Origin of the sequence: Stenotrophomonas maltophilia group sp. msm1 (assembly GCF_032025805.1) — a bacterium.
GTDB classification, from domain to species: Bacteria; Pseudomonadota; Gammaproteobacteria; order Xanthomonadales; family Xanthomonadaceae; genus Stenotrophomonas; species Stenotrophomonas hibiscicola.
Window position 1 is genome coordinate 591,851 of record NZ_JAVSKH010000001.1, and the last position, 18,768, is coordinate 610,618.

Below are 18,768 nucleotides of genomic sequence, written 5' to 3' on the forward strand. Positions count from 1 at the left end.
GGCGCCGTGCAGCGCGCGGAAGCCGAGCATAGGCTCGGCTCTACAGTTGCCAATCAGGCATCGCTGTTGCCGGCGTCGCGCAGCGCGCCGAGGAAGGCGCGCAGCGAGGCCGGCTTGATCGGCTTGGTCAGCACGCGGTAGCCACGCTCGCGTGCCATCCGCTTCAGCTCGTCACGTCCGTCGGCGGTCAGCAGCGCACCCGGCAGCGGGTAGCCGGCCGCCTCGCGCAGCGCCACCAGCGCATCCAGGCCATCCATGCGATCGTGCAGGTGGTAGTCCACCAGCATCACCTGCGGTCGCTCGGCGATCTTCTCCAGTGCCTGGTCGACGGTGGCGGCGGTGATCACCTGCACCTGCCAGCGGCCGAGCAGTGCGCGCATGCCGTCGAGGATTTCCTCGTCGTTGTCCACGCACAGCACCCGTAGGCCCGCCAGCGAATCGCTGCGCACCGGTGTGGCCACGGCCTGGGTCGCCTTGGCAGGCTCGGTGTAGCCGGGCAAGGGCGCAACCCGTGGCAGGATGATCGAGAACATCGAACCCTTGCCGACCCGGCTGCGTGCGTTCAACCGATGATCAAGCAGGCGCGAGATGCGCTGGCAGATCGACAGGCCCAGGCCCAACCCCTGCTCGCCCCAGTCGAACGGCTGCTGGTAGCGGTGGAACTCGTCGAAGATCTGCCGCATGTGGTGTTCGGGAATGCCAGGGCCGGTATCCCACACCTGCAGTTCCACCTCGTCGCCGCGCTGGCGCACGGCCAGCACGATGCGCCCCTGGCGTGTGTAGCGCAGTGCATTGGCCAGGAAGTTCTGCAGTACGCGGCGCAGCAGGCGGCGATCGCTGCGTACCCAGGCCGCGCGCGCGAACAGGTCCAGGCGCAGGCCACGGCCTGCGGCGACCGGCGTGTACTGCGCCGCCAGTTCGCGCATCAACGCACTCACGTCGAATTCGCCGATCACCGGGTGCAGGCCACCCGCATCCAGCCGTGACACGTCCAGCAGGCCATCGAGCAGCTCCTCAGCCGCACGCAGCGACGCGTCTACGCGTTCGGCCAGATGCTTCTGCTCGTCGCTCACGTGATCGCTGTCGCGCAGCGCGGACGCAAACAGGCGCGCGGCGTTCAGCGGCTGCAGCACGTCGTGGCTGATCGCCGCCAGGAAGCGCGTCTTCGACTGCTGTGCGACCTCGGCCTCATGCGAGCGCTCGGCCACGCGCTGTTCCAGCGTCTCGTTGGCTTCAAGCAGCGCCTTTTCGGCGTGCTTGTAGTCGGTGATGTCGTTGTAGCTGGTCACGTAGCCGCCGCCGGGCAGCGCCTGGCCGCGCATCTCGATCACCTTGCCGTCGCTGCGGGTGCGCTCGAACACGTGCGGCGAACCGGCGCGCATGTAGCCGATGCGGCGGTTGATCTGCACTTCGATATCGCCCTCGCCCAGCTCGCCGCGCTCGGCGTTGTAGCGGATCAGGTCGGCCACCGGGCGGCCCACGTAGAGCATGCCGTCGGGGTAACCGAACATGTCCTGGTAGCGGCGGTTCCACGCGGTCAGGCGCATGTCCGGGTCGACTACGCTGACCCCGGCGCTGATGTTCTCCAGCGTGGTCGACAGGATCTCGCGGTTGAAGCGCAGTTCCTGCCCGGCTTCGTCCAGTACCGCCACCACTTCACCCAGGTCCATGCCCGAGCCACGCAGCAGGCTGGTGAGCAGCAGGCGCGCCGATGCCGCACCGATCGAGGCGGCCAGCAGGCGCTCGGTGAACTGCACCCACGGCCGGTCAGCCGGCGCCGAGGATTGCAGCTCGCGGCCCAGCGACTGTGCCTGCTCGAAGAACGAGCGCCGCGCATGGCGCTCGCCGACCACGCGCGAGGCAAGTGCCAGCAGGTCGCCCACGTGCACATGACCGGGCCAGCCACCGGCCACCGACGGGCGCTCGGCATACGGGTCGAGGAACGGCGCGGCGCGCAGCCGCTCGTCCACACCGGGGCGCCAGCGCGCGGACACCAGCATCATCGTCGCCGCGTTGACCAGCAGCGACCAGAACGTGCCGTGGGTCAGCGGATCCCAGCCGGACATGCCGAACAGCTGCTGCGGACGCAGCCACTCGATGCCGAACGGGCCGTGCTGCACCCAGGCGGCGTCGACCCAGCCGGCCATGGTCATCGCCGGCAGCAGCAGGGTGTACAGCCAGGTGGCGAAGCCCAGCAGCATGCCCACTTCGACGCCGCGCCGGCTGGCACCGCGCCAGTACAGGCCGCCGATCAGGCCGGGCGCGAACTGCGCTACCGCCGCGAACGCCATCAGGCCGTACGAGGCCAACGTGCTGTCGTTGCTGCTGGTGCGGTAGTAGCTGTACGCCATCAGCGCCAGCAGCAGGATCGCCAGGCGGCGGATCCACAGCACGCGCGAGGCGACGTCGGCGGCCTCCTGGTGGTCACCGCTCCGGCGCAGCAGCACCGGCATCACCAGGTCGTTGCTGACCATGGTGGCCAGCGCGATGGACGACACGATGACCATGCCGGTGGCCGCCGAAAAGCCGCCCACGTACGCGATCAGCGCCAGTGCGTTGCGGCCCTCGGCCAGCGGCAGGGCCAGCACCATCGAGTCGTCGGCGACGCTGCCGCCGGTGCCAAACAGGGTCACGCCGGCGGTGGCGATCGGCAGCACCATGCCCGAGATCAGCACCAGGTAGCCGCCGAACATCCAGCGCGCGCGGCGCACGTCGCGCACATCGCCGCACTCGACCACGGCCACGTGGAACTGGCGCGGCAGGCAGATGATGGCCAGGAAACTGAGCAGGGTCTGCGAGATGAAGCCCACCGGCGGCAGGCCGGTGAACAGCGTATGCACCGACTCGACCACCGCGTCGGTGCGATTGCTCAGCCAGAGGTAGGCGAACACGCCCACGGCCAGCATCGCCAGCAGCTTGATCACCGATTCGAAGGCGATCGCCAGCATCATGCCGTGATGGTGCTCGGTGGCATCGACCTGGCGGGTACCGAACAGGGTGGCGAACAGCGCCATCAGCAATGCCACGTATAGCGCCGGGTCGGTGAAGAACCCGGTCGGGCCGGTGTTGCCGGTCAGCACCTGCAGGCTCATCGCCACCGCTTTGTACTGCAACGCCAGGTACGGAATGATGCCGATCAGCGCGATGATCGCCACCAGCGCCGCCAGCCGCCGCGAGCGACCGAAGCGCGAGGAGATGAAATCGGCGATGGAGACCACGTTCTGGCTGCGTGCGATCAGCGCCAGGCGCTCGATGATGCGCCAGCCGAACAGCAGCAGCAGCAACGGGCCGATGTAGATCGGCAGATAGCCCACGCCATTGCGCACAGCGGTGCCGACCGCGCCGTAGAAGGTCCACGACGAGCAGTACACGGCCAGCGCCAGGCTGTACACCACCGGCCGCAGCCACGGCCGGTCGGGATACATCGGCCGACGGTCGCCCCACCACGCCACGCCGAACAGCAGCGCGGCATAGGCAACCGAGACCAGCAGCAGGATCCAGCTGGAGACCACGCGTGCGTTTCCGTCGGAGGAACCCGCAGTGTAGGCCAGGCGCGGCCGGGTGTACGGGCTCGTTGGGGGCAACCGCCCCCACCAGTGTGGGGGCTTACGCGGTGCGGGCCACGACCGTGGGTCGTGGCCGGCTTCTCACTGGGCCGGCACGCCCATTTCCTTCAGCAGTTCCGGCGCCGGGTAGACCTTGGCCAGCAGCCAGCGCAGGTAGCGCATGTCCACGTGCACGGCACGCTTGTAGCGCGGGTCGAACCACCAGCTGGCGCTGACCGATTCCCAGTTGCTGTCGAAGTTCAGGCCGATCAGTTCGCCCTTGGCGTTGAGCACCGGCGAGCCGGAGTTGCCGCCGGTGGTGTCCAGGTTGGTCAGGAAGTTGACCGTCTGGGTCTTCAGCGCCGGGTCGGCAGTGCTGCCGAAGTCACCCTTGGCGATCGCGGCCAGCAGCGGCTTGGGTGCGTCGAACGGATAGGCGTTGGTGTTCTTCTCGACGATGCCGGCCACGGTGGTCACCGGCGAGTAGGTCACGCCATCGCGCGGGTGCAGTGCCTCGACCCTGCCGTAGCTGATGCGCAGGGTGCGGTTGGCATCCGGGTACACGGCGCGGCCCTGCTTGGCACGCCAGGCGAACAGCGCCTGCATGTACGCCGGGCGCAGGCGCAACTGCTCGCCTTCGCGGGTCTTGCTCTCGTTTTCGATGCGCAGCTGCGCGGCCACCAGCGGGCCGGCCACGGCGATCAGCGGATCGGCGGCCAGGGCCTTGCCTTCGCGTGCGGCGGCAAAGCGCGACAGGCGCTGCGCCTCATCGCCCAGCTGGGTTCCGGCGTACAGGGTGTCCAGCGCCGTGGCCAGCTGCTGCGGGGTGCGGCCGAAGGCCGCGTCGAACTCGGCCACGCGCTGCGCGTCCGGCAGCTGCTGGTAGCGGGTCAGCAGGGTGGTCAGCAGGGCCTTCTCGACCTCCGGCGCGTAGCGGCGCTGGACCTGCTTGAGCACGCCTTCGATCATCGCCTGGTCGCGCTGCTGGTAACCGCTCTCGCGCTGCGCGTCAGGCTTGGCCGATTCGATGCGCAGGCGCTCCAGCAGCAGCGCAGAGCGCAGCAGCTGGCTCTGCGCGGCGATCTGGTCCAGCAGCAGGTCACGCTCGCCCACCGCCGCGCCCTGCGACAGGTTGGCCAGCAACGCCTTGATGTCGCCCTGGTACTTGCGGTCGGTCGCGGCCAGCATCGCGGTCTCGTCGGCGGCACGCTGGGCCTTGGCGTCGCTGCGCAGCAGGCCTTCCAGTTCGCCAGCGGCGCGCTTGCGGTTGTTCTTCAGCGACTGCAGCTGCGAGGCATAGCGGGTACGCGCCTGCGCGTCCTTGGCGGTGGCGGCCTCGATGGTGTCGATCATCTGCTGGAACACCGACACGCGGCGCGGCAGCACGGCATCGATCTGGCCGGCGAATTCGGCCGCGGTGCGGTGGCGGTAGGTGATGCCCGGGTAACCGGCCAGCATCGCGTAGTCGCCTTCCTTCGGGCCTTCCACCGACATCTGCAGGTGCGCCGGTGCCTGGTAGGGCACGTTGTCCTTGCTGTAGGCGGCCGGCTTGCCGTCCTTGCCGACATAGGCGCGCAGCAGGGTGAAGTCGCCGGTGTGGCGCGGCCACATGAAATTGTCGATCTCATCGCCATAGTTGCCGATCGCGCGCGGCGGCGCGTACACCAGGCGCACGTCGCTCAGTTCCAGCTGGGCGATGCGATAGAAATCGGTGCCGTAGTACATGTTGGCCACCGAGCAGCGCACGCTGCCGTCCTTCTCGCACTCGGCCACGATCTGCTTGCTGGCCGCATCAACCGCATCGAAGTAGGCGCGGCCGGTCTTGCCACGGGCCTGCGCCAGCACCTGGTCGGTCACCTTGTCGAAGCCGACGGTGACCAGCACGCGGAAGTCCGGGTTGGCCGGGCGCTCGTCGGCACGGCCGTTGGCGATGAAGCCACCAGTGATCAGGTCGTGCTCGGGCGAGCTGTTGTACTGGATCACGCCCATCGCCACGTGGTGGTTGGTCAGCAGCAGGCCGTCGGCGGACACGAACGAACCGGTACCACCACCGGCGCGCACCACGGCGCTCAGCGGCGGCGCGGTGACATTGGCCAGGTCGGCCGGATTGCCCTTGAAGCCTGCGGCCTGCAGCGGCTTGGCCAGTTCCGGCAGCTGGGTCGGCATCCACATGCCTTCGTCGGCGTGGGCACCGGCGGCGAGGGTCAGGCCCAGGGCCAGGGCGGTGGGAAGGGCTTTGCGTGGTGACATGAGGCAATCCGGTACGACAGAACAGCCCGGGACCATAGCCGCTGGGGCCGGAAGGGGCAACGGCCGATGGTTGGGGGCACGTACCTGTAGAGCCGAGCCCACGCTCGGCTGCTCTTCTGCCCGCCCCACCTTCCCAACCTGCGCGCGGAAGCCGAGCATGGCTTGTATGTTCCTCCCGGCTCCTACGCGGTATGTAGGAGCCAGGGTGGAGGGACACCGTCAACATGATATCTGCGGATAGCAGCCGACAGACGAGCCGAGCGATCCCCATCCCGCACCTTAACGTCGATAAAGGATCTAGCGGCCTTTGAGGACCGCCGATGTAGGCAAGCCAACGTGGTGCGGTACCACCCCAGCCCCTCAACAATAGCTGGGAGTTGCGCAGATGTCAGATCATTTGGCCGTCGGCATCGATGCCGACTCAAAGAGCCTTGTGGTGGCACGCCATGGCACCAAGGGCAGCACTCGAATCCCCAATTCAGCGTCAGCCATCGGTAAGTGGCTGTCCACTCTGCCGGTCGGGTCTCGCATTGGAGTGGAAGCAACCAATCGCTACCACGAGCTTGTGGTTCAAGCTGCCCAGAAGGCCGGCCACGTCGTCTTTGTGCTCAATCCGCGCGACATCAAACATTACGCCAAGGGCGTGGCCTGCCGCGGCAAAACCGACTCAGGTGACGCGCAGGTCATTGCGCGTTACATCGCCAAGGAGGCCGACAATCTGCATGAGCATGTCGCCCGATCGCCTGCGCAGGAGCAGCTGCATGTGCTGCTCCAGCAACGTGACAGCCTGGTCCGGAGCAAGGCGAAGTTGAATCTCTCGCTAGGCGCGGGGGCGTCGGAGTCGGCCATCTTTGGGCGCATCTTCGATGGTCTGAAAGAGGCCATTGCCCTGCTCGACCAACAGATTCAGCAACTGTGCCGCAGTGGCGAACAGCGCGACCTGTATCGGCGGATCATGACCATTCCGGGGGTTGGGCCGACGGTAGCGGCCTTCGTCACCCATCACATCACACGATGGCCCTTGACCAGCTCGGACGCCTGGATCGCCTGTACCGGCCTGGATCCGCGCCCCAACGAATCCGGCGCCCGGATCGGTAGGCGGCGCCTGTCCAAGCGCGGCAACGCCAGCCTGCGCCAGATCCTCTACATGGCGGCCATGGGACTGACCCGCTCCAAAAATGGCAAAGCCCTTTACAACGCCATCCGCGAACGCGGCCACAGCAGTACTGCCAGTTTCAACATCCTGGCCAGAAAGCTGGCCAGGATCGCTTGGGGCGTCTTCAAGAGCGGCCGGGACTTTGACCCGGCCATGCTGAAAGTGGGTCAAGCCTGCTTCCAGCAGGCTTGACCACGAACATAGGATCTCGGCTCTACAGGGATGCCACGGCGGGTTATTTCTCCCGCCGCCAGTTGATCGACCCACGGTTTTCCACCGTGCTCGACTCCACTTCCACATCAAACCCGCGGCGCAGCAGGTACTTCAGCGTGATCACCGAACCTGCGCCCACCAGCGACACGCCGTAACCCACGTAAAGCTTGGGCGAGATGTACTTGCCGACGCCGATCACCGAACCACCCAGCGCGCGCGACTGGCTCACGCCTGCATCATCCAGGCCCAGCTTGGCACCCAGCTGCGAGGCGAGCAGGCCACTGCCAGCCGAGAGCGCCGCCGAGGCCGCGTTGACCTGCTGCGCCTGGTCGCTGCTGGCGCCGGTCAGGCTGCGTCCCAGCACCAGATAGGCCAGTGCCTCGGACTGCGACATCGCAGGATCGGACCACACGTCGGCACGCGGTTGCTGGGCACGCCCGGTCACGTCGATGCCGGCGGTGACATCACCGATCCGTCGCTCGGCACGGATGTTGATGCGCGGGTCGGACACCGCGTTGTAGTTCCAGTTGAGGTTGCCGCGGGTGATGGTCAGGTCCTGCCCGTACGCCTTGTAGCGGCCGCTCACTTCCAGGCCGCCATTAGCGGTCATTTCGCGGCCGGGCTTGGCCCAGACCTGCATCTTGCCGGTCAGCGCGCCCTTCAGGCCGAACCCGGTCATCTTCACCTTTTCGCCGAGGCTGACGGTCAGGTCCATGTCCAGCGGCGAGGTGCGCGACTCTTCCGGATCAGCCGGATCCAGCACGACCACGTCTTCGGACACCGAGGTGCCACGGTCCAGGCGCTCCAGGTCGATGTCGGCCTCGGGCACGTGGACGGTACCGCGCAGCTCCATCGCTGCCTTGGCCAGGGTGAAGTCGAGGTTGGGGTTGGCGACGATGCGCAGTTCGCTGGTGTTGGACAGCAGCACGTTCTCGCCGTGGATCTTCAGCTGCAAGGGCTGCGCATCACCGAACCACGACAGGCCACCGTCCACGTACAGCGTGCCCTGGCCGGAGTTGGCCTGCGCGGTGATCTTGGCCGAACCGTCGGGCTGGGCCACGAAGCTGCCCTTGCCCTGGTCGAAGGTCAGGCCGAGCGCGGGGAATTCGCCCTTGAAGTTGCTCAGCTGCGCGTCGCCACCCAGCGACGGCTGCCCGCGCGTACCGCGCAGGCTCACGTGGCCCTCGATCAGGCCGGTCGGGCGCACGATGTCCGGCGAGAACAGCTCCAGCCAGTACAGCCGCGACATGTTCAGATAGAGCTCACCGTTCAGTGGTGCACTGGCTTCCCAGCCGGTCTGCATCTTCGCGTCGACGAAGCCGTTGCCCTGGAAGCCCATGCCCAGGTAGCCCTTGATGCTGGCCGGGGTCATGTCGAGCTTCAGCGAGAACTGGTCATAGCGCACCAGTTCGCCGCGGGTGGTATCGCCCACGGTGTTGCGGTTCTCGCCCAGGCGCACGCCGCCTTCCTTCGAGCGCACTTCCACATGGCCTTCCCAGGCCGCGCCACGCGGGCGGATCTGCGCGTCCAGGCTGACGTCGCCGCGCAGATAGATGCGGCGGCCGGACTGCGGCGGCAGCCACGGCTGCACCAGCGCCAGCGGCAGCGCGTCACTGCGCACCACCAGGCCTTCGCGCGGCCAGTTGGCCTGTGCGCACAGCGCGCCGCTGCTGGCGGCGGCCAGGCAGGCTTCGGACAGGGTGTAGGTGCTGCCGTTGATCGCGAACGCCGCCGGTGCACGCAGCGACCACGCATCACCCTTCACCGGTGCGATGCGCAGCGAGGCCAGCTCGCCGCGCCACTGCGTGCCCTGCTGGCGCACGCTGCCCTGCAGCTCGATCGCCCCCATCTCGTTGCGGGTCTGCGCAGCCAGGCGCAGGTTGGAGACACTGCCCTGCGCATCCACGTTCAAGCGCTCCAGCAGCATGCCCGCGTTGACCTGCTGGCCCTGGATCGCCAGCGTGCCGCTGTCGCCGCGCCACGGCAGGCGGCCCTTGATGCTCACGCTTTCGGCGCCGTAGCCGTCCCAGTTGAGGTTGTTGCCGACCAGGTCGGCGGTGATGTCCGGCGCGTCGCGCGGGCCCTTCACCTGTACCTGGCCACGCAGGCCACCATCGGCGCCCGGCAGCAGATCGCTCAGCTGCAGCGGTTCGAAACGCGCATCGATATCGAGGCGGTCGCCGACCTTGCCCGACGCGGTCACCCGGCTGCTGCCCAGCGACAGCTTCAGGTCGCCCTGGCCCTGCGCGCCCTGCAGCGCGAACTTTCCCTGCGCATCGAGATTGCGCTTGCGCAGCATGCCCTTCAGCGACGGCAGATCGACCGTGGCTTCCAGTGTGCCGGTGGTACCCGGCGGTGCGTTTGCCGGCGGCGGCAGTTGCCGTCCCTTCGAAGCCAGGTTGCCGGACAGCCGGCCGTTCCAGCCCGGCACGAAGTAGCCAGGGTCGAAGTCCTTCAGCGTGGCCTTGGCATCCCAGTCCAGCTGCGGTGCCCACGCCACCTGGCCTTCCACCTGCAGCTGTCCACCCGGCGTCTGCGCCTGCAACTGGTGGATCGACGCGGCCTGGTCGTTGCCGCGTACGTCGAAGCGCAGCTGGGCCTTCTGCTTTTCGCGTTCGACATCGGCGCGGCCGATCGCGGCCCAGGCCTTCAGGGTACCGGCCAGGCCGAAGCGTGCTTCCTTCAGGGTGACCGGCACCGGTGCGCTGCCGGCGGTGTTCGGGTCCGGTGCCGGCACCCAGGTCAGGTCACGCGCGACCACCGAGAAGTTGAGCTTCTGCTGGTCTTCCTGACTGAAATCGGCGGTACCTTCCAGCCGCGCCTCACCGCCAAGGCCCTTCACCAGCAGCGGTGAGACCTTCAGCACCTGGTCCTGCAATGACACCACCGACGGTGCCAGTTCCAGTTCCTGATCGCCCTGCTTTACCTTGCCATGCAGGTTGGCATTGCCGCCCTTGCCGGCAGCAGTGAAATCCAGCGACAACGGCGTGATCGCCGAGCTCGCCAATGCCGGCGACAGCAGCGCCAGATCCAGCTCGTCGCTGCGCACGCTGGCGTTCCAGGTCGGGTCGGTGCGGCCATCGAACACCAGCATCGCGTGCAGTGGCTTCGGCGCGCGCCCGGCTACGGCCACTTCCATGTGCGACAGGTCACCGCGGGCGACCAGGCCCACCGTGGCGGCCGTGCGCCCACGCGGTGCCGGCAGCACGGCAGTGACGGTCACGTCGGTGTCGTAGTCCTTGGCCGGGATGTAGCGACCCTGGGCGGTGAAGTTGCCCATGTCGCTGTCCACCACCAGCCTGCGTGCCTGGAACTCGCCATTGGCGATCTCGATGCCACCACGCACGCGACTGATGTCGATCACCGGCTCATTGGCCTGGCTGATGCGGAAGCCGTCGATGGCAATGGCGTCGGCCTGGATCGCCAGCGGCATCTCGATCTGCGGCAGCGAATCGGGCCACGACGGCAGCTTGAACGGCTCATCGCTCTTGGCCAGGTTCAACGTCGCGTTGCTCAGCTCCAGCTTGTCCAGCAGCAGCTTGCGGCCCAGCAGCGGGCGCAGGTCCGGCTCCAGGTAGGCGCGCTCGGCGTGGAAATGGATGTCGTCGTAACGGAAGTCGACGTTGTACAGGGTCAGCGGCCCTGCCACCGGGCCGTCCACCTTGTCCCAGGTGAAGCTGGCACCCACCGGGAGGCGCGCCACCACCTGGGCCAGCAGTACGTCACGGCCGGCCACGGTCTGCAGCAGCCAGTACACCGCCAGCAGGGCCAGCAGCACCAGGCCCAGCACGCCCACGCCGGACCAGGCCCAGAAGCGGCGGCGGCGGTAGAAACGCACGCGCGGCGGCCTGTTCGGATTCGGTGCGGGGGCACTCACAGGTCCGCTCCGATGTTGAGGTACAGCTGGAACTGCGAATCCGGGTTGTTCAGGCCGTGCGCGATATCCACCCGCACCGGGCCCACCGGCGATTTCCAGCGCACGCCGAAGCCGACGCCGGTATGCAGGTCGATGGTGTTGTCAAAGGCACTGCCGGTATCGACGAACACCGCCGCACCCCAGGGGCCACCGTTGAAGTAGTGCTCGTACTCGGCCGAGCCGATCACCAGGTTCTTGGCACCCAGCGCATACTTGTCCGGCTTCGGCGTACGCGGGCCAACCTCACGGTAGGCGTAGCCGCGGATGCTGCGGTCACCACCGGCGAAGTAGCGCAGGCTCGGCGGCATCGCCACCAGGTCGCTGGTCCAGGTGGTGCCACCCTCGCCGCGCAGGATCAGGCGATTGCTATCGCCCACCGGGATGTACCAGCGCAGCACGGCATTGGCCTGCACGAAGCTGGTGTCCGAACCCGCACCTTCCACACCGGCGCGCATCGTTGCCGTACCGCTGACGCCCTTGCGCGGGAACAGCTCGTCATCGACGTCGACGTAGTCGGCGACCAGCTGCGGGTAGACCAGCGTCGAGGTGTTGTAGACCGCGTCGGTGAATTCGGTGCCCGAGGCATAGCGCCAGCGCTCGCGCAGCGCGTTGATCGAGGCGATCGCGGTCCAGTGTTCGTTGATCTCGCCGCTGCGGCTGGCGATCAGCTTGAAGTTGCGCAGGTCGATGTAGTCGGTCTGCTCGTCGTAGGCGCTGGCAGCGAAGGTGTACCAGCCATCAAGCCAGTTGAAGGCTGGAATGCGGTAGCTGGTGATCAGGCTCTTGCGCTTCTGCGCATAGTCCAGCTGCGTGTTCATCTTGTGGCCGCGGTTGTTCAGGAACCGCCGCTCGATGCCACCACGCACACCCGGGCCACTCTCGCTGCCGTAGCTCAGGCCCGCGGTGTAGATGGTGCGCTTGGCGCGCGTCAGCTTCACGTCCACCGGCACTTCGCCGTTTTCGTCGGCCTGGTCCGGGCGCGGCTGGATGTCGATCACGCTGAAGTAGTCCAGCTTGGTCAGCGACTCGCGCAGCCGGTCCAGCTTGCCCTCGTGGTAGTAGCTGCCCTGCTCCCAGTACACCAGCGGGTCGAACAGCTTGTCGACGAAGTAGTCCTGCTGGAAGCGCACCGGGCCCATGTTGTAGCGGCGGCCGCTGTCCCAGGTCAGGTCGATGTCGGCCGCGTTGTCGGCGCGGGTGATCTGCACCTGGCGCTGGGTGTAGTCGGCGTCGAAGTAGCCACGCTCGGCCAGGCGCCGGGTGATGGTGATCTTGCTGGCTTCGTACTGGGTGTGCTCGAAGCGCTGGCCCTTGCGGGGCTTGAATGCGGCCAGGTCGTCCTGCAGGTACTGGTCGTACATCGCCGGGCCGGTGATGTCGATGTGCTCGCGGCGCACGGTCACCGGGGCCCCCTTGTCGACATGGATGAGCACGCGCACGTGCTCATCCTGGCGCGGCGCCTCGACCTTGATCACCGGGTTGTAGTACCCGAACGGTTCCAGCGCCTGGCGGGTCTGCCGCTCGGCCTGCGACAGCAGGTACTCCAGGCGCGATTCACCCTGCTCCTTGCCGATCGTGTCGAACAGCGACAGCGATTCCTGGATGTTCTCGATGATTGCGGCGTCGTCGCCCTTGTCCAATCCCTTGATGTCCACCTTGTCGATGGTGCCGCGCGCGTGGGCCACGGAGGTGGCGGCCAGCGACAGGACCATCAGCGGCAGGGCGTATTTCTTTGGCTGCATGCGGCACAGCATACCGACCGGAGGTGACGATGCGAAATGCATCACGTCGTTGGAGATCGGTTGTTAAGTGGCGGTCAAAATACGCGCCTTTGTGGCGATCATCGGGATCGCACGCGAGGATGCCGACGTCGCGTGCGGCGACGGCGATGATCCCGATGGACATCCGCCGGCGATGTTCCGGTAGTGCCGGCCAGCGGCCGGCACTACCGATACGGGCGTCAGCTCGACAGATGCTCGATCGCCGCCACCTTGCCCAGGCGCTCGCCCAGCATCGTCAGCAGCGCCAGGCGGTTGCCACGCAGCGCCGGATCCTCCGCGTTGACCATCACGCCATCGAAGAACGCGTCGACCTGCGGGCGCAGGCGCGCCAGGCGCGCCAGCACGGCCACGTAATCCTTCTGGTGCAGGCTGGCGCCGGTGTCATCGATGGCCGCGGTGACCGCCTCAGCCAGCGCGCGCTCGGCATCTTCCTGCAGCAGTGCCGGGTCGATCTGGGCCGGGATCTCGCCCTCGGCCTTGCGCAGGATGTTGCGGATACGCTTGTTGGCCGCGGCCAGCGCTTCGGCTTCCGGCAGCGCGGCGAAGGTGCCGATCGCATCCAGGCGGCGGTCAAAGTCATACAGCGAGGCGGGCTTCAGCTCCGCCACGGCGTTGAAGTGCGTGGCCGGCACGCCCTTGTCAGCGTAGTAGCCCTTCAGGCGGTCAAGGATGAAGTCGTACAGTTCGCCGATGTCGGCCTGCACGTTGCGCGCGGCCAGGCCGGCGTTGGCACTGGCCAGCAGCGCGCGCAGGTCCAGCTCGAAGCCGCTTTCGATGATCGTGCGGGCCAGGCCCAGCGCGTTGCGGCGCAGGGCGAACGGGTCCTTGTTGCCGGTCGGCTTCAGGCCTGCAGCAAAACCACCGGCCAGCGTATCCACGCGTTCGGCGATCGCCAGCACCTTGCCCAGCGGCGACAGCGCGATGTCATCACCACCGAAGCGCGGCTGGTAGGCCTCGTCGATGGCCAGCGCAACCTCGGCCGATTCACCACCTGCCACGGCGTAGTGGCGGCCGGCGATGCCCTGCAGTTCCGGGAATTCGTTGACCATGCGCGACTGCAGGTCGTTCTTGGCCAGCTCGGCAGCCCGCTTGGCCTGCGCCGGATCGGCACCGACCTGGGCTGCGATCACTTCGGCCAGTGCGGCCACGCGCGCCACCTTGTCGGCCACGCTGCCCAGCTTGGCCTGGTAGGTCACCGTCTTCAGGCCGTCGCCCATCGATACCAGGCCCTGCTTCAGGTCCTCGTCGAAGAAGAACTTGGCATCGGCGAAGCGCGGGCGGATCACCCGCTCGTAGCCCTTGGCCACTTCGGCCACGTTCTTCGACTCGATGTTGGCAATGCCGATGAACTTCTCGGTCAGCGTGCCGGCCGCATCCAGCACCGGGAAGAACTTCTGGTTGATTTCCATCGTCTCGATCAGCGCTTCCTGCGGCACCGCCAGGAACGCGGGCTCGAAGCTGCACAGCACTGCCGACGGCCATTCGACCAGGTTCACCACCTGCTCCAGGTTGTCCTCGGTGATGCGGGCACTGCCACCGGCCTTGGCTGCGGCGGCTTCGACCTCGGCGACGATGCGTGCGCGGCGCTCGCTCGGATCGACCAGCACGAACGCGGCGCGCAGCGCTTCAACGTAGTCCTGCGGCTGTGCCAGCGACACGGTCTGGTCGTGGTGGAAGCGGTGGCCACGGCTGACGCGGCCGGCCTGCAGGCCGAACAGTTCGGCCTCGACCACAGTGGCACCGTGCAGCAGCACCAGCCAGTGCGCCGGGCGCGCGAAACCCCAGGCGTGGTCGCCCCAGCGCATCGGCTTGGGAATCGGCATCGCCGCGATCGCCTCGCGCAGGATTTCCGGCAACAGGCTGGCGGTGCTCGCGCCCGGGGTCACCGCGCGGTGCACGAAGCGCTCACCCTTGTTGTCGGTGGTCTTCTCCAGCGCGGTCCAGTCGATCCCGGCCTTGGCGGCGAAGCCCTGCAGGGCCTTGGTCGGCTGGCCTTCGGCGTCCAGCGCGATGTTCAGATACGGGCCCAGCACTTCGCTGTGCTGTTCCGGCTGTTCCAGGCCGACGCCCGGCAGCAGCACGGCCAGGCGGCGCGGGGTGGACAGCGGGCGCGCATCGCCCAGTTCCAGCGCGATGCCACGCTTGCGCAGGCCTTCGACAACACCGTCAAAGAAGGCCTGGGCCAGGCCCGGCAGCGCCTTGACCGGCAACTCTTCGGTGCCCAGTTCAATCAGCAGGGGGGACAGTTGGCTCATCGTTTCAATCCTGTGGTGGGGGCGCAGCGCGCGACGCGTCCGGCGCCCCGGAGTAAGGGGGAGAGCGCGGCCTTCAGGCCTTCTTCGCGCCCGGGAAGCCCAGCTTCTCGCGCTGTTCGTAATACGCCTTGGCCACCGCCTGGGCCAGTGCGCGCACCCGCAGGATGTAGCGCTGGCGCTCGGTCACGCTGATCGCGCGGCGCGCATCGAGCAGGTTGAAGGTGTGGCTGGCCTTCATCACCTGCTCGTAGGCCGGCAGCGGCAGGCCTACTTCCACCAGCTTCTGCGCTTCGCGCTCGCAGGCGTCGAAACGGTGGAACATTTCTTCCACGTCGGCGTATTCGAAGTTGTAAGTGCTCTGCTCCACCTCGTTCTGGTGGTAGACGTCACCGTAGGTCACCGGCTGGCCGTCCGGGCCGTAGGTCCAGACCAGGTCGTAGACGTTGTCGCAGTTCTGCAGGTACATGCACAGGCGCTCGAGACCATAGGTGATCTCGCCCAGCACCGGGCGGCATTCCAGGCCACCGGCCTGCTGGAAGTAGGTGAACTGGGTCACTTCCATACCGTTGAGCCAGACTTCCCAGCCCAGGCCCCACGCGCCCAGCGTCGGCGATTCCCAGTTGTCCTCGACGAAGCGCAGGTCGTGCACCAGCGGATCGATGCCCAGTGCCTTCAGCGAATCCAGGTACAGCTGCTGGATGTTGTCCGGCGCCGGCTTCATCGCCACCTGGTACTGGTAGTAGCGCTGCAGGCGGTTCGGGTTCTCACCGTAACGGCCATCGGTCGGGCGCCGCGACGGCTGCACGTAGGCCGCATTCCAGCTTTCCGGACCGATCGCACGCAGGAAGGTGGCCGGGTGGAAGGTACCGGCGCCCACCTCCAGGTCGAGCGGCTGGATGAGCACGCAGCCCTGCTGGGCCCAGAACTGGTTCAGGGTCTGGATCAGGCCCTGGAAGGTGATCGGAACGGTCGGGGTCGCGGACATGCGTACGAGTCTTGGCCGGCAAGGGGGTGCGCTAGTATAACGGCCGACCTGCGGGGCATTCCGTACCCGGGAGGAGCAGGCAGATGGAACATCGGCTGCCGGCAGGCACGCCCGGCGAGGCGGGCGGCGTCCCGCTGACCTGGGGACGGCTGCATTTCGAGCAGATTGCCGCGGCTCTGGTCGCCGATGACCTGGTGGCCGAGCAGGACCGCGAGCGCATGCGGTTTTCCGCGCAGGGCGCGCGCAATGCCAGTGAAGTGCACCCGCTGGTGCTGCTGTCCAACCTCAAGCTGGCCGCCAACGGCGGTGGCGAGCTGACCCTTGAACGGCTGACCGAGTGGCTGGCGCAGCGCACCGGCAGCCGCTACCTGCGCATCGACCCGACCCGGGTCGACGTCGCCGCGGTCACCGCGCTGGTCTCCCACGCCTACGCCCGCCGCCACCGCTTCCTGCCGCTGGCGGTGGACGCCGAGCGCGTGCTGGTGGCCACCAGCGAGCCGCTGGTGCAGGAATGGCGCCGCGACCTGCAGCACCTGACCCGCCGCCGCATCGAGCTGGCAGTGGTCAACCCGCTGGACCTGCACCGCTACACCATGGAGTTCTACGGGGTGACGCGTTCGGTGCGCGGTGCCCGCGGCGACGTGCGCGGCGAGGCCAGCACCACGCTGCCCAGCTTCGAGCAGCTGGTCGAGCTGGGCCGCACCGGCGACGTCAATGCCGACGACCAGCACATCGTGCACATCGTCGACTGGCTGCTGCAGTACGCCTACGAACAGCGCGCCTCGGACATCCATCTGGAGCCGCGTCGCGAGATGGGCCGCATGCGCTTCCGCATCGACGGCGTGCTGCACAAGGTGTTCGAGGTGCCGCCAGCGGTGATGACCGCGGTGGTCAGCCGTATCAAGGTGCTCGGCCGCATGGACCTGGCCGAGCGCCGGCGCCCGCAGGATGGACGCATCAAGACCCGCTCGCCGGGTGGCCGCGAGGTCGAGATGCGCCTGTCGACCATGCCCACCGCCTTTGGCGAGAAGTGCGTGATGCGTATCTTCGACCCGGATGCGGCCTTCAAGAGCATCGACCAGCTCGGTTTCAGCCCGCAGGAAGCCGCCGGCTGGAATGCGCTGGTCGAGCGCCCGCACGGCATCGTGCTGGTCACCGGCCCGACCGGCTCGGGCAAGACCACCACCCTGTATTCCACGCTGAAGCGGCTGGCCACGCCGGACGTGAACGTGTGCACGGTGGAGGACCCGATCGAGATGATCGCGCCGGAGTTCAACCAGATGCAGGTGCAGGCCAACATCGACCTGGACTTCGCCAGCGGCGTGCGCACCCTGCTGCGGCAGGACCCGGACATCATCATGATCGGCGAGATCCGCGACCTGGAGACCGCGCAGATGGCGGTGCAGGCCTCGCTGACCGGCCACCTGGTGCTGTCCACCCTGCATACCAACGACGCGCCCTCGGCGGTCACCCGCCTGCTCGACCTGGGCGTGCCGCACTACCTGCTCGCCAGCACCCTCAACGGCATCCTCGCCCAGCGCCTGGTGCGCACGCTGTGCCCGCACTGCAAGCAGCCACACACCCTTGGTGCTGCCGACTGGGCGGTGCTGGCTGATAGCGATGGCGCATATCCAGATGCCGCCACGCCCTGTCGGCCGGTTGGCTGCCTGGAGTGCCGGCGCACCGGATTCCTTGGCCGCATCGGCCTGTATGAGTTGCTGCCATTGGGCTCGCGGCTGCGCGGGCAGATCCGCGCCGACATGGATCTGGCCGGTTTCAGCCGTGCCGCACGTGCTGAAGGGCTGCGGACCCTGCGCCAGGCCGGGCTTGAAAAGGTGGCGCAGGGGCTGACTACAATCGAGGAAGTCCTGTCAGTACTGCCGCCCCCGGATGAATCCAGCCCCGTTCCTGATCGTTGAAACCGGCCGACCGGTGCCGCCGCTGCGCCGCTATGGGCGCTTTCCACACTGGATTCGCGTCGCCGCCGGACTGGAAGAACACGAGACGGTGGTGGTCGATGTCGAACACGGTGATGCCCTGCCCGATCCGCATGCCTTTGCTGGCGTGCTGGTGACCGGCTCGGCCGCCTTCGTCACCGACCACGCCGACTGGAGCGAGCGCAGCGCGGCATGGCTGCGCCAGACTGCCCACGCCGGTCTGCCAGTGTTCGGCATCTGCTATGGCCATCAGTTGCTGGCCCATGCGCTGGGGGGCGAGGTGGCCTACAACCCGGCTGGCCGAGAGTCCGGCACGATCGAACTGGAACTGCAGCCGCAGGCGGCACAGGACCCGTTGTTCCAGGGCCTGCCGCAGCATTTCGCCGCCCACGCCACCCACCTGCAGACCGTGCTGCGTGCGCCCGAGGGTGCCCAGGTGCTGGCACGCTCGCCGCTGGATGGCTGCCATGCATTCCGCTGGGGCCGCCACGCCTGGGGGGTGCAGTTCCATCCGGAATTCGCCACCCACCACATGCGCGGCTACGTGCGTGCCCGCGCCGACTGCATCGGTCGCCACGGCGGCTGCGCCCGCACCATCGAGCGCGCAGTCAGCGCCGCGCCGCTGGCCCGCCAGCTGTTGCGCCGTTTCGTGCGCCAGGCGCGGCTGTCTTCAGCCCAGCCGACGGCAAAACAGGGATAATCGGCGGCACGGGCAGCCGCCCGGCCCCTC

9 protein-coding genes are annotated in these 18,768 nt (G+C 67.7%); 3 read left to right on the forward strand and 6 right to left on the reverse strand.

Features of this window, described 5'->3' with window-relative positions; all coding sequences use genetic code 11:
* Positions 1-53: 53 nt before the first annotated feature.
* Positions 54-3,512: a PAS domain-containing hybrid sensor histidine kinase/response regulator gene (locus tag ROV95_RS02685; RefSeq protein WP_207048783.1), complete on the reverse strand. Its 3,459-nt coding sequence runs from the start codon at positions 3,510-3,512 to the stop codon at positions 54-56.
* 135 nt (positions 3,513-3,647) lie between these two features.
* Positions 3,648-5,795, reverse strand: a complete 2,148-nt coding sequence (locus ROV95_RS02690) for a S46 family peptidase (RefSeq protein WP_155030371.1) — start codon at positions 5,793-5,795, stop codon at positions 3,648-3,650.
* 385 nt (positions 5,796-6,180) lie between these two features.
* On the opposite strand from ROV95_RS02690, the gene ROV95_RS02695 reads away from it, so the two are divergent.
* A complete protein-coding gene (locus tag ROV95_RS02695; RefSeq protein ID WP_049459279.1) occupies positions 6,181-7,143 on the forward strand; it encodes an IS110 family transposase in 963 nt (320 codons plus the stop codon).
* A 43-nt stretch (positions 7,144-7,186) separates the two neighbouring features.
* Here ROV95_RS02695 and ROV95_RS02700 read toward each other — a convergent pair whose 3' ends face one another.
* The 4 genes from ROV95_RS02700 to glyQ all read right to left on the reverse strand — a co-directional run bounded on the left by ROV95_RS02700 (position 7,187) and on the right by glyQ (position 16,101).
* Positions 7,187-11,041, reverse strand: a complete 3,855-nt coding sequence (locus ROV95_RS02700; protein ID WP_312542809.1) for a translocation/assembly module TamB domain-containing protein — start codon at positions 11,039-11,041, stop codon at positions 7,187-7,189.
* A complete protein-coding gene (locus ROV95_RS02705; RefSeq protein WP_019661765.1) occupies positions 11,038-12,834 on the reverse strand; it encodes an autotransporter assembly complex family protein in 1,797 nt (598 codons plus the stop codon). The genes ROV95_RS02700 and ROV95_RS02705 overlap by 4 nt, the downstream gene beginning before the upstream one ends.
* A 206-nt stretch (positions 12,835-13,040) precedes the next feature.
* On the reverse strand, positions 13,041-15,116 hold the full coding sequence (gene glyS / locus ROV95_RS02710) for a glycine--tRNA ligase subunit beta (protein WP_312542810.1): 2,076 nt from the start codon (positions 15,114-15,116) through the stop codon (positions 13,041-13,043).
* Between the two features lie 73 nt (positions 15,117-15,189).
* Positions 15,190-16,101, reverse strand: a complete 912-nt coding sequence (gene glyQ, locus ROV95_RS02715; RefSeq protein WP_019661767.1) for a glycine--tRNA ligase subunit alpha — start codon at positions 16,099-16,101, stop codon at positions 15,190-15,192.
* Between the two features lie 83 nt (positions 16,102-16,184).
* Between glyQ and ROV95_RS02720 the strand changes: the two genes are divergently transcribed.
* Both ROV95_RS02720 and ROV95_RS02725 read left to right on the forward strand, forming a co-directional pair.
* On the forward strand, positions 16,185-18,020 hold the full coding sequence (locus tag ROV95_RS02720; RefSeq protein ID WP_111102327.1) for a GspE/PulE family protein: 1,836 nt from the start codon (positions 16,185-16,187) through the stop codon (positions 18,018-18,020).
* Positions 17,992-18,738: a glutamine amidotransferase gene (locus ROV95_RS02725; RefSeq protein WP_188250640.1), complete on the forward strand. Its 747-nt coding sequence runs from the start codon at positions 17,992-17,994 to the stop codon at positions 18,736-18,738. Before ROV95_RS02720 ends, ROV95_RS02725 begins: the two co-directional genes overlap by 29 nt.
* The last annotated feature ends 30 nt before the right edge of the window (positions 18,739-18,768 follow it).